11 protein-coding genes are annotated in these 11,674 nt (G+C 69.7%); 4 read left to right on the forward strand and 7 right to left on the reverse strand.

Annotation, left to right across the window (positions count from 1 at the left end):
* From KDH83_RS02675 to prfB, 4 genes are all read right to left on the reverse strand, one after another.
* Positions 1–432 (reverse strand): hypothetical protein (locus tag KDH83_RS02675; protein WP_349291593.1); only part of this gene is annotated, 432 nt, incomplete at its 3' end.
* 16 nt (positions 433–448) lie between these two features.
* Positions 449–1,972, reverse strand: coding sequence for a lysine--tRNA ligase (lysS, locus tag KDH83_RS02680; RefSeq protein WP_212312640.1), 1,524 nt, complete (start codon positions 1,970–1,972; stop codon positions 449–451).
* A gap of 9 nt (positions 1,973–1,981) precedes the next feature.
* Positions 1,982–2,737: an SDR family oxidoreductase gene (locus KDH83_RS02685; protein ID WP_212312641.1), complete on the reverse strand. Its 756-nt coding sequence runs from the start codon at positions 2,735–2,737 to the stop codon at positions 1,982–1,984.
* Between the two features lie 41 nt (positions 2,738–2,778).
* Positions 2,779–3,883, reverse strand: a protein-coding gene (gene prfB, locus KDH83_RS02690; RefSeq protein ID WP_212312642.1) for a peptide chain release factor 2 whose coding sequence is annotated in 2 segments (ribosomal slippage) — positions 2,779–3,801 and positions 3,803–3,883 — 1,104 coding nt in all. Because the reading frame shifts where the segments join, the coding sequence is not laid out codon by codon here.
* Positions 3,884–4,196: 313 nt separating this feature from the next.
* Between prfB and KDH83_RS02695 the strand changes: the two genes are divergently transcribed.
* On the forward strand, positions 4,197–5,495 hold the full coding sequence (locus tag KDH83_RS02695; RefSeq protein ID WP_249204787.1) for an MFS transporter: 1,299 nt from the start codon (positions 4,197–4,199) through the stop codon (positions 5,493–5,495).
* 162 nt (positions 5,496–5,657) lie between these two features.
* Here KDH83_RS02695 and recJ read toward each other — a convergent pair whose 3' ends face one another.
* Together recJ and KDH83_RS02705 are read right to left on the reverse strand one after the other, a co-directional pair.
* Positions 5,658–7,358 carry a single-stranded-DNA-specific exonuclease RecJ gene (recJ, locus tag KDH83_RS02700; RefSeq protein ID WP_212312644.1) on the reverse strand — a complete coding sequence of 567 codons (1,701 nt, stop codon included), beginning with the start codon at positions 7,356–7,358 and terminating at the stop codon, positions 5,658–5,660.
* The gene (locus tag KDH83_RS02705; RefSeq protein WP_212312645.1) at positions 7,340–8,281 is read right to left on the reverse strand and encodes a hypothetical protein; all 942 of its coding nucleotides are present in this window, start codon (positions 8,279–8,281) and stop codon (positions 7,340–7,342) included. Before KDH83_RS02705 ends, recJ begins: the two co-directional genes overlap by 19 nt.
* Positions 8,282–8,458: 177 nt before the next feature.
* Here KDH83_RS02705 and KDH83_RS02710 point away from each other — a divergent pair, with 177 nt between their 5' ends.
* From KDH83_RS02710 to KDH83_RS02720, 3 genes are all read left to right on the forward strand, one after another.
* The gene (locus KDH83_RS02710) at positions 8,459–9,691 is read left to right on the forward strand and encodes a lipoprotein-releasing ABC transporter permease subunit (protein WP_249204789.1); all 1,233 of its coding nucleotides are present in this window, start codon (positions 8,459–8,461) and stop codon (positions 9,689–9,691) included.
* On the forward strand, positions 9,684–10,373 hold the full coding sequence (locus KDH83_RS02715; RefSeq protein ID WP_212312649.1) for an ATP-binding cassette domain-containing protein: 690 nt from the start codon (positions 9,684–9,686) through the stop codon (positions 10,371–10,373). The genes KDH83_RS02710 and KDH83_RS02715 overlap by 8 nt, the downstream gene beginning before the upstream one ends.
* 108 nt (positions 10,374–10,481) lie before the next feature.
* Positions 10,482–11,300: a TatD family hydrolase gene (locus tag KDH83_RS02720; protein ID WP_212312651.1), complete on the forward strand. Its 819-nt coding sequence runs from the start codon at positions 10,482–10,484 to the stop codon at positions 11,298–11,300.
* Between the two features lie 68 nt (positions 11,301–11,368).
* Here the strand turns inward: KDH83_RS02720 and KDH83_RS02725 are convergent, their stop codons facing one another.
* Positions 11,369–11,506, reverse strand: coding sequence for a hypothetical protein (locus tag KDH83_RS02725; protein ID WP_212312659.1), 138 nt, complete (start codon positions 11,504–11,506; stop codon positions 11,369–11,371).
* Positions 11,507–11,674 lie beyond the last annotated feature (168 nt).

Consider the following 11,674-nt stretch of genomic DNA (forward strand, 5'->3'; position numbering starts at 1 on the left):
GCGGGGGGGGGGTGCCCCGCGGGGGGGCGGGGCGGGCGCCGCGCGGCCGGGCGGGGCGGGGGGGGGGGGGGGCGGGGCGGGGGGCGGGGCGGCGGGGGGGGGGGCCCCCCGCCCCGGGCGGGGGAAGCCCGCCCCCCCGCCGCAGGCCGCGGCCGGCGCCAGCGGGCGGCCCGCCACGGGTAGCAGGTAGTCGGCCTGGCCGCGATAGCCGCCGCCGGTCACGCCGCCGGCCACCGCGCCCATCCACAGCACCGCGCTCATCAGCGAGGCCAGCAGCGACAGCGCGGCGCCGACGCACAGCGCGACGAAGGCCGGCTTGCGCCGCGCCGGCGCGGCGTGAAAGGCGCCGGCGGCCTGGCCGCGCCGGGGGTGCTTGATCAGGTAGACCCGTCCGGCGGCGACCGCCAGTAGCACCAGGATCTTGAAGAACATGGCGCGGCTCCCGGCCTCAGTCCTCGCGGCGCAGGTGCGGGAACAGGATCACGTCGCGGATGCTGGGGCTGTCGGTCAGCAGCATGACCAGGCGGTCGATGCCGATGCCGCAGCCGCCGGTCGGGGGCATGCCGTATTCCAGCGCGCGGATGTAGTCCGCGTCGTAGTACATGGCTTCCTCGTCGCCGGCGTCCTTGGCCTCGACCTGCGAACGGAAGCGCTCGGCCTGGTCCTCGGGGTCGTTCAGCTCGGAGAAGCCGTTGGCGATCTCGCGGCCCGTCATGAACAGCTCGAAGCGCTCGGTGATGCCCTCGCGCGTGTCGGACGCGCGCGCCAGCGGCGACACCTCGACCGGGTAGTCGATGATGTAGGTCGGGTTCCAGAGCTTGGCTTCGGCGGTTTCCTCGAACAGCGCCAGCTGCAGCGCGCCCAGGCCGGCGCGCGACAGCACCGGGCCGTCGGCGTCGGCGCCCAGCTTCTTCAGCTCGGCGCGCACGAAGGCGGCATCGTCCAGCTGCGCCTGGGTGTAGCCGGGCGCGTACTTGAGGATGGCTTCGCAGATGGTCAGGCGGTCGAAGGGCTTGGACAGGTCCAGCTCGCGCTCTTGATAGGTGAGCACGGCGCTGCCGGTGGCCGAGATGGCGGCCTGGCGGATCAGCTCTTCGGTGAAGTCCATCAGCCAGCGGTAGTCCGCGAAGGCCGCGTAGAACTCCATCATCGTGAATTCAGGGTTGTGGCGCGGGCTGACCCCTTCGTTGCGGAAGTTGCGGTTGACCTCGAACACGCGCTCGAAGCCGCCCACGATCAGGCGCTTGAGGTACAGCTCGGGCGCGATGCGCAGGAACATTTCCATGTCCAGCGCATTGTGGTGCGTGACGAAGGGCTTGGCCGCGGCGCCGCCCGGGATCGGGTGCAGCATCGGCGTTTCCACTTCCAGGAAGCCGGCGTTCAGCATGAACTGGCGGATGCTGCCCACGGCCTTGCTGCGCGCCTCGAAGGTGCGGCGCGTGGCGTCGGTCATGATGAGGTCGACGTAGCGCTGGCGGTAGCGCAGTTCCTGGTCGGCCACGCCGTGGAACTTGTCCGGCAGCGGGCGCAGAGACTTGGACAGCAGGCGCGCGGTGGTGGCGTGCACCGACAGCTCGCCCTTGTTGGTCTTGAAGACCGACCCCTCGATCGCGATGATGTCGCCGATGTCCCATTGCTTGAACGCCGCGTACACGTCCTCGCCCAGCGCGCCGCGTTCCAGGTAGATCTGGATGCGGCCGCTGCTGTCCTGCAGCGTGGCGAAGCTGGCCTTGCCCATGACGCGCTTGAGCATCATGCGTCCGGCCACCTTGACGATGACGGGGTTGGCGGCCAGGGCTTCCTGCTCCTGGCCGTCGTACTTGTCGTGCAGCGCGGCGGCGCGGGCGTCGGGAACGAAGTCGTTGGGGTACGCGACCCCGGTTTCGCGCAGTTTGGCCAGCTTGGCGCGCCGTTCGGCGATCAAGCGGTTTTCATCCTGGGCGGTGGCCGGAGCGGTCGTGTGGTCGGTCATGGTTGGGGATCAGTCGTAATTGCGGATGTCGTCGATTTCAGTCGTGCCGAAATCGTCGCGATCCAGGTAGGCGAGGATGCGGGTGGCCACGTTGGCGGGCGAGGACAGCTTGCCGGTGGCGTGGAATTCCTGGAACTTGGACAGCGCGGGGAAATGCGCCGGGTCGCTGGAGCGGATCGCGACCTGCATGTCGGTGTCGACGATGCCGGGCGCCAGCGAGACGATGCGCGCGCCGGTCTCGCCCTGTTCCTGCTTGACCACGCGCGAGTACATGTCCAGCGCCGCCTTGGTGGCGCAGTACACGCCCCAGCCGGCGTTGGGATTGCGGCCCGCGCCCGAGGAGATGTTCAGCACGCGGCGGTCGGCCGGAAGGTCCTCGATCGCGGCCAGGAAGCGCGCGGTCAGCAGCATGACGGCGGTGACGTTCAGGTTGAAGGCCGAGGCGATGGCCTGGCCGTCGATCAGCGCGTCGGTGCCGGACACCGGATGCACCGTGCCCGCGTTGTTGATCAGCAGGTAGCGCTTGGCGTCGCGCGGCAGCGCGGCGCAGATCCGCTCGGCGGCCTGTTCCGCGGCGCCCAGGTCGGACAGGTCCACGGACAGCTGCTCCAGCTGCGCGTCCTGGGCGCGCGCGTGCGCGGCCAGCTCGGGATCCTCGCGGCGGGCCAGCGTGATCAGGCGCGTGCCCGGTTTGGCCAGCTGGCGCGCCATGGCGGCGCCGATGCCGCGCGAGGCGCCGGTGAGGATGGCGACGGTGTGAGTCATTCAGGGACCTCCGGATGCGATCGATGTAAGGGACGGGCCGCTCAGACGCCTTGCTTCAGGCTGGCCTGGATGAACGGGTCCAGGTCGCCGTCCAGCACCTTCTGGGTGTTGGAGATTTCCACGTTGGTGCGCAGGTCCTTGATGCGGCTCTGGTCCAGCACATAGGAACGGATCTGGTGGCCCCAGCCCACGTCGGTCTTGGAGTCTTCCAGCTTCTGCTGTTCGGCCATGCGGTTGCGCATTTCCAGCTCGTAGAGCTTGGACTTCAGCATCTGCATGGCTTCGGCGCGGTTGCGGTGCTGCGAACGGTCGTTCTGGCACTGCACCACGATGCCGGTCGGCATGTGCGTCAGGCGCACGGCCGAGTCGGTCTTGTTGATGTGCTGGCCGCCGGCGCCGGACGCGCGGTAGGTGTCCACGCGCAGGTCGGCCGGATTGACCTCGACCTCGAAGGAATCGTCGACCTCGGGGTAGACGAACACGCTGGCGAAGGAGGTGTGGCGGCCGCCCGACGAGTCGAACGGGCTCTTGCGCACCAGGCGGTGCACGCCGGTCTCGGTGCGCAGGTAGCCGAAGGCGTACTCGCCCTCGATCTTGATGGTGGCGGACTTCAGGCCCGCGACTTCACCTTCGGATTCTTCCAGCACTTCGGCCTTGAAGCCCTTGCGCTCGGCGTACTTCAGGTACTGGCGCAGCAGCATCGAGGCCCAGTCCTGCGCTTCCGTGCCGCCGGCGCCGGCCTGGATGTCCAGGAAGCAGTTCAGCGGGTCGGCCGGGTTCGAGAACATGCGGCGGAATTCCAGCGCTTCCAGCTTTTCCTGGAAGCCGTTGGCGTCCAGCTCGATCGATTCGAGGGTGGCGTCATCGTCGTCCGAGGCGGCCAGCTCGAACAGCTCGTTCGAGTCGGACAGGCCGCTGCCCAGCGCGGTCAGCGTTTCCACCACGTCTTCCAGGGCTTTCTTTTCACGGCCCAGGTCCTGGGCGTGCTTGGGGTCGTTCCAGACCGAGGCGTCTTCCAGCTCGGCGTTTACGACTTGCAGGCGTTCGGCTTTGGCATCGTAGTCAAAGATACCTCCGTAGAGCCTGTTCGCGCTCCGCGTAGTCGGCGAGGCGGGCGGCGAGCTGGTTCTGACGTTCGGCTTCCATGATTGATCCTATCTTGATGACTTTTGTGCGAAACCGAACATTTTACCGTGGTTGGGGCGGAGCTGCGGGCGGAATGCGGAGGAAGGGGACGGATGAGGGAGCGGGGCGCGGGTCCGGCCCTCCGGCGCGGGCGGCCTGAAGGGGGGCTAGGGGTTTGCACGAGGTCCGGAGGATTGTTCAGCTTTCTGTCAATCGACGGGTTCTAGGCTGGCGTGGCGCCGGCCGCTCCCAAGGCGGAACCGGCGCGCCGCCAGGCTGGCCGGCCGCCAGCCGCATCCCGACAGAGGACAGGAGACTAGCAATGGAAAACACCATGGCCCCCGGCACGGCGCCGGCGGTTCCGGCGTCAGAGGAAGACCGGATCTACCGCAAGGTGGGGTGGCGGCTGGTGCCGCTGCTGGTGGTCTGCTACGTCGTGGCCTATCTGGACCGCGTCAACGTGGGCTTCGCCAAGCTGCAGATGCTGCAGGAACTGCAATTCAGCGAGACGGTGTACGGGCTGGGCGCCGGGATCTTCTTCATCGGCTACTTCCTGTTCGAGATTCCCAGCAACATCATCCTGCACAAGGTCGGGGCGCGCGTCTGGATCGCGCGCATCATGATCACCTGGGGCATCATTTCCTCGTGCATGATGTTCGTGACCAGCGTGCACATGTTCTATGCACTGCGCTTCCTGCTGGGCGCGGCCGAGGCGGGCTTCTTCCCCGGCATCATCCTGTACCTGACCTACTGGTATCCGGCCGCGCGGCGCGGGCGCATCACCACCTTCTTCATGACGGCCGTACCCATGTCGGGCCTGATCGGCGGACCGATCTCGGGCTGGATCATGAACACCTTCCACGGCGACCACGGCCTGTCGGGCTGGCAGTGGCTGTTCCTGCTGGAAGGCATCCCCTCGGTCATCATCGGCGTGCTGGTGCTGCTGTGGCTGGACGACCGCATCAACAAGGCCAAGTGGCTGACCGCCAATGAAAAGGCCGTGCTCATCCGCAACATCGCCGCCGAGGAGCAGCACAAGGAAGACCCGCCGATCCGCGCCGCGCTGGCCAAGCCGCGCGTCTGGGCCATGGCGCTGATCTACTTCTCATTCGTGATGGGCCTGTATGGCGTGGGCTTCTGGATGCCGACGCTGATCAAGGCGACCGGCGTGCAAAGCCCGCTGGCCATCGGCCTGTTGACGGCGGTGCCCAACCTGTTCGCGGTCATCGGCATGATCCTGATCGCGCGCAACTCCGACCGCAACCGCGAACGCCGCTGGCACGTCGCCATTCCGGCGCTGTTCGGCGCGCTGGGCCTACTGTTCTCGGCGGTGTGGAGCGGCAACACCGTCCTGGCCATCGTCGCGCTGACGGTTGCCAACATCGGCATCTGCACCGTGCTGCCGCTGTTCTGGAGCCTGCCGACCGCGCTGCTGGGCGGCACCGCCGCCGCGGCCGGCATCGCGCTGATCAACTCGGTGGGTAACCTGGCCGGCTTCGTCAGCCCCTACCTGGTCGGCTGGCTCAAGGACATGACAGGCACCACCAACACCGGCCTGTACATGCTGGCCGGCTGCCTGGTGGTCGGCGCATTGGTGGCGCTCGCGCAGCCCGCCAAGCTGGTCAATAAGTAGACAGCGCCAAGCCGCGGGCAAGGCCACATCCAGCCTGCCCGCGGCAACCGCATTCCAGCGAAAGACGCTCGCCCCCAGACCGGGGCCACGCGGAGCCGGCTTTGCCGGTCCGCAGTGGCGCCCCCTTGAGGGGGGAGCGCGTAGCGCTCGGGGGTGGGCCTACTATTCAGCGTGCTCGATGACCAGCTGCACCGACACCATCCCGTTCCACACGTTCTGCTCCAGCCGGTAGGCCACCTGGATGCGTTCGGGCAGCGACTGGTCATGGCCGAACCAGATGGCGTCGAAGCGCTGCTGGCCGCGTTCCAGCGACAGCTTCAGGTGCTTCTCGCCGACCAGGCGCTGGTTGCGCACGGTGAATTCGTCCAGGAACAGGGGCGCGGCGAAGCCGGCGCCCCAGACCTGCTGCTGCAGCAGGCCGGCCACTTCCGCGTTGGCGTAGCCCGATTCCAGCGAACCGTCGGTCTCGATGACGGGCTCGAACGAATCGCGTCCGGTCAGCTCGCGCACCGCGGCTTCGAAGGCCGGGGCGAAGGCGGCGAAATCGTTGCGGCCCAGCGTCAGGCCGGCCGCCATGGCGTGGCCGCCGAACTTGCGGATCAGGTCGGGGTGGCGCTTGGACACCAGGTCCAGCGCGTCGCGCAGGTGCACGTCGGGAATCGAGCGGCCCGAGCCGCGGATCTCGTCATCGCCGGCCGGCGCGAAGGCCAGCGTCGGACGCCAGAATTTTTCCTTCAGGCGCGAGGCCACCAGGCCGACCACGCCCTGGTGCCAGCCCGGGTCGAACACGCAGACCGTGGCGCCGGCGGCGGCGTTGGGTTCTTCCATCGCGGCCAGCGCCTGTTCGCGCATCTCGGCCTCGATGGTGCGCCGTTCGCGGTTGATGTTGTCCAGCTCGCGCGCCATCTCCAGGGCCTGCGCCTCGTCGTCGGTGGTCAGGCAGGCGAGGCCCAGGCTCATGTCGGCCAGGCGTCCGGCGGCGTTGATGCGCGGACCCAGCGCGAAGCCCAGGTCGAAGCCATTGGCGCTGCGCGGCTCGCGGCCGGCCACGGCGAACAGGGCGCGCAGGCCCGGTTGCAGGCGGCCGGCGCGCATGCGCTGCAGGCCCTGCGTGACCAGCAGGCGGTTGTTGGCGTCCAGCTTGACCACGTCGGCCACGGTGCCCAGCGCCACCAGGTCGGACCGCGCGTCCAGCCTGGGCCCGCCGTCGGCCGCGTAGACGCCGCGGCGGCGCAGCTCGGCGCGCAGCGCCAGCATCATGTAGAAGATCACGCCCACGCCGGCCAGGTTCTTGGACGGAAAGCCGCAGCCGGGCTGGTTGGGGTTCACGATGGCCAGCGCGTCGGGCAGCGTGTCGCCCGGCAGGTGGTGGTCGGTGATGACCACGCCGATGCCGGCGGCATTGGCGGCGGCCACGCCGTCGACGCTGGCGATGCCGTTGTCCACCGTGATGATGATGTCGGGCTTGCCGTTGCGATGGGTCACGGCCAGGTCGACCACGGCCGGCGACAGGCCGTAGCCGGTCTCGAAGCGGTTGGGCACCAGGAAGTCCACGTCCGCGCCCATGGCCGACAGCGCGCGCAGCCCGACCGCGCAGGCGGTGGCGCCGTCGCAGTCGTAGTCGGCCACGATCAGCAGGCGGCGGCCGGCCTGGATGGCATCGGCCAGCACGCCGGCGGCGTGCGCCGAATGGGTCAGGCCGGCCGGCGGCAGCAGCGCGGGCCAGGCCAGCTTGGTCTGGTCGGGATGCGTGACGCCGCGCGCGGCCCACAGCCGCGCCAGCAGGGGATGGATGCCCGAGGCCTGCAGGGCGCGCAGCGCGTCCTGGTTGGCGGGGCGTACGGTCAAGCGGGGTGAGACCACCAGGCGCTCCAGTTCTTCTTGGGCGCGGGCAGCCAGCTGAGCAGGCCGCCGCGCGGTTTCAGGGTGAGGGCGACGCTGCGGTCGTCGCCCAGCAGCAGCAGTTTGGTCGGGGCGTCGGGCAGGCCTTGCTTGCCGGACCGGGCGCGCAGCTGCGCGTCCAGCGCGGGCAGCGCGTCCAGCCAGGCGGCCCAGTCGCCCGCGCGTTGCGGCGCGTCCAGGCCGTCCAGGATCAGCTCCTGTCCGGGCGGCGCGATGCGCCAGGGGCGGGCGCCGCCGTACAGCCAAAGCGCGTTGACCGGCGCCACGCCGCGCGCGGCGCGCGCCTCGTTGACCGGATGGTCGTGCCAGGCCATCTGTATTTCATTGAGCAGCCGGCGCCACGGACGGGTTTCGGCGTCCTGCTTCCACCAGTCGTTCAGCCTGCGGCCGGCCACGGCCAGCGGGCTGGCGGTGGCCGGCCGCAGGCCTTCGGGCAGGCGCAGGCGCCAGCGGCGCGCGTCCAGCGGCTCGGCCGCGAAGCCGGTGCCGTCGAACAGCGGCCGGACGGTGTCGTACAGCGCGGCGCTTTCCTCGGCGCGCAGGTCCATTTGGTCCGGATCGGCCAGCATGGCCTGGTCCGCGCCCAGCGCCAGGTGCGCCAGTTCGGCCAGCCAGACCGGCTCGCCGTCCTGGGGCTGGTCCTGCGCCAGCAAGGGGCCCAGGCCGGCGCCCAGGGGCAGGCCGGCCTCGGGCTGGTGGCCGGCGCGGCGCAGTTGCCAGGCTTCGAAGGCGGTGCAGCCGTGCGCGCGCAGGTCGTAGGGTTCGGCGCGCGCGGCGCCGGCCTGCAGCCAGACGTGCAGCGCGGGGGCGCGCTCGGGCAGCAGCTTGGCCAGCTCGGCGGCCACGGGGAGGGCGGGCAGGGCGCCCGGTATCACGATCAGCATGGGCGGGATTGTAGTCTGGCGATGCCGGGAACTAAGGCCGACCGGCGCCTGCCATAGGTGGATACGCCTGGTCTTGGAACCGCACATCCGCGGCCCCGATTTCCTGGCCGTTAATGCAATAATGCGCTCGTGCTGAAAATACCCTACGAATTCTGGATCGGCGCCCGCTATGCCGGGCTGGCCCGGATCCGCCAGCGACGCGGCCGCCGCGATCGCTTCATCTCCTTTGTCGCCGCGAGTTCGATGGCGGGCATCGCGCTGGGCGTCGCCGCCCTGATCGTGGTGCTGTCGGTCATGAACGGCTTCCAGAAGGAAGTGCGCGACCGCATGCTGTCGGTGCTGCCGCACATCGAGCTCTACATACCCGGCGCCGCGCCCGAGCGCGTGCTGGACCAGTGGCAGCAGTACGCCGACGCCGCCAAGAAGAATCCCGCCGTCAAGGCCGGCGCGCCCTTCGTGGCGGCGCAGGGCATGCTGGTGCGCGGGCAGGCGCTGCGCGGCGTGCAGGTGCGCGGCATCGATCCCGCCACCGAGGGCGGCGTGTCCGACCTGCCCAGGCAGATGGTCACGGGCAAGCTGTCCGACCTGAAACCGGGCGGCTTTGGCGTGGTGCTGGGCAATGAGCTGGCCGACGGCATGGGCGTGAAGGTCGGCGATACGCTGATGATGATGGCGCCGCAAGGCTCGATCAGCCCGGCCGGCTTCGCCCCGCGCATGCGCCAGTTCACCGTGGTGGGCGTGTTCTCCTCCGGCCACTACGAATACGATTCCTCGCTGGCCTTCGTCGACGACGAGGACGCCGCCCGCGTGTTCCGCGACAGCGGCACGGCCGGCGTGCGGCTGCGCGTGGCCGACATGCAGAAGGCGCCCGAGGTGGCCGCCGAGCTGGCCCAGGTGCTGCCGCCCTACATGATGGCCAGCGACTGGTCGCGCAACAACCGCACCTGGTTCGCCGCGGTCAAGACCGAAAAGCGCATGATGTTCCTGATCCTGGCGCTGATCGTGGCGGTGGCCGCGTTCAACCTGCTGTCCTCGCTGGTGATGGCCGTCAAGGACAAGCAGTCCGACATCGCCATCCTGCGCACGCTGGGCGCCGGGCCAGGCGAAGTGGCGCGCATTTTCCTGGTGCAGGGGGCGCTGATCGGCGTCATCGGCACGCTGCTGGGCGTGGCAGGCGGCATCGTCATCGCCTACAACGTGGACGTGATCGTGCCCTTCATCGAACGCCTGCTGGGCGTGCAGTTCCTGCCGCGCGAGGTGTATTTCATCAGCGCCTTGCCGTCCGACCCGCAGGTCAGCGATATCGTCACCATCGGCCTGACCTCGCTGGTGCTGTCGCTGCTGGCGACGCTGTATCCCAGCTGGCGCGCCTCGCGCCTGCAACCCGCACAGGTGCTGCGCCATGATTGATTCCGCCACCCCCGCGCTGCAGGCCGATCAGCTGGTCAAGTTCTACGACGAAGGGCCGACGCGCATCGACGTGCTGAACAACGTCAGCCTGACCGTGGCGCGCGGCGAGATGGTCGCCATCGTCGGCGCCTCGGGCTCGGGCAAGAGCACGCTGCTGCACATCCTGGGCCTGTTGGACGTGCCGTCCAGCGGCTCGGTCTCGGTGGACGGCAAGCTGGCCGTCGGCCTGTCCGAGGCGCGCAAGAGCGCGCTGCGCAACCAGAGCCTGGGCTTCGTCTACCAGTTCCACCATCTGCTGCCGGAATTCTCGGCGCTGGACAATGTCGCCATGCCGCTGATCGTGCGGCGCCAGGACCGCGAACTGGCCCGCGCCGCCGCGCGCGAGGTGCTGGGCATGGTCGGCCTGGCCGCGCGCGAAGAGCATTATCCCGGCCAGCTTTCCGGCGGCGAGCGCCAGCGCGTGGCGCTGGCGCGGGCGCTGGTGACGCGGCCGGCCTGCGTGCTGGCCGACGAGCCCACCGGCAACCTTGACCGCCATACCGCGCACAATATGTTCGAGCTGCTGTCGCGCGTGAACCGGGAGTCCGGCACGGCCTTCGCCATCGTCACGCACGATCCGGAGCTGGCGGCGCGCGCCGACCGCCAACTGCTGATGGAAAACGGCCGCCTGGTTTCGGGCTGATCGTTTTCGCGCCGCGAGTCCGGGCGGACGCCGCTTGCGCGTCCGATGGACTTGCAGGCGCGCCTTCCGGGCAGGCGCGGGCGCACAATGCCCACCAGGAGCCCGCGCATGCTGATCGACACCCATTGCCATCTTGACGCCGCCGAATTCGACGCCGACCGGCCCGAGGTGGCCGCGCACGCGCTGGCGGCCGGCATCGGCGCCATCGTGATCCCCGCCGTCGAACGCGCCAACTTCGGCGTGGTGCGCGACCTGGCCCGGCGCACCGCCGGCGGCGCCTATGCGCTGGGCATCCATCCGCTGTACGTCGAACGCGCGGACGAGGGTGATCTTCGGGCTTTGCGCGAGGCTGTACAGGACGCGCTGGATGATCCGCGCTTCGTCGCCATCGGCGAGATCGGGCTGGATTTCTTCGTGCCGGAGATCGCCTCCGGCGCGCCGCGCGAGCGCCAGGAACATTTTTACGCGGCCCAGCTGGCGCTGGCCGCCGAATTCGGCCTGCCGGTGCTGCTGCACGTGCGCAAGTCGCAGGACATCCTGCTCAAGCACCTGCGCCGCCATGGCCGCATCGGCGGCATCGCCCATGCCTTCAACGGCAGCGCGCAACAGGCGCAGGCCTTCGTCGACCTGGGTTTCGCGTTGGGCATGGGCGGGGCCATGACCTACGAGCGGGCATTGCAGATCCGCCGCCACGCCACCGACATGGCGCTGGAGCATCTGGTGCTGGAAACCGACGCGCCGGACATTCCGCCTGCCTGGCTGCATCCGCCCGACCGGCGCAACCGGCCGGGCGAGCTGGCGCGCATCGCGGACACGCTGGCGCAACTGCGCGGGCTGACGCCGGAGCAGGTGGCGGGGGCGACGACGGCCAATGCCTTGCGGGTGCTGCCCAGGCTGGCGGACGGGATTCGGGACAGCCGCGACTGAAGGCTTGCTCGCGGCGTGGCGGCCGAGGGCCTGGAGCCCGGACCGTCAGACAGGCGAGGCTTGCCGTCTCAATCCGTCGCCAGCGGCAGCTCGATGCGCACGCTCAACCCCTGCGGCTGCACATTGCTGGCCGAGATCAGGCCCTTGTGGGCGGCCACGGCGGCCAGGGAGAGGAACAGTACCAGGCAGGGGGAGCTGCCCGCCATGGCGGCGGCCGAGGGGAGGGGGGAGAAGGGGGAGAAGAGAGAGGGAAGGGGAGGAAGGGGGAGGTGGGGGGGGGGGGGAGGGTGAGTGAAGTGAAAGGGTGTGATCCCGGCCAGAAGGAGGAGGGGGAGGGAGAGGGAAGGAGGGGGGGAAGGGAGAGGGGGGGGGAG

The sequence above is a fragment of the Achromobacter sp. Marseille-Q0513 genome (genome assembly GCF_018195695.1).
Lineage (GTDB): Bacteria > Pseudomonadota > Gammaproteobacteria > Burkholderiales > Burkholderiaceae_B > Achromobacter.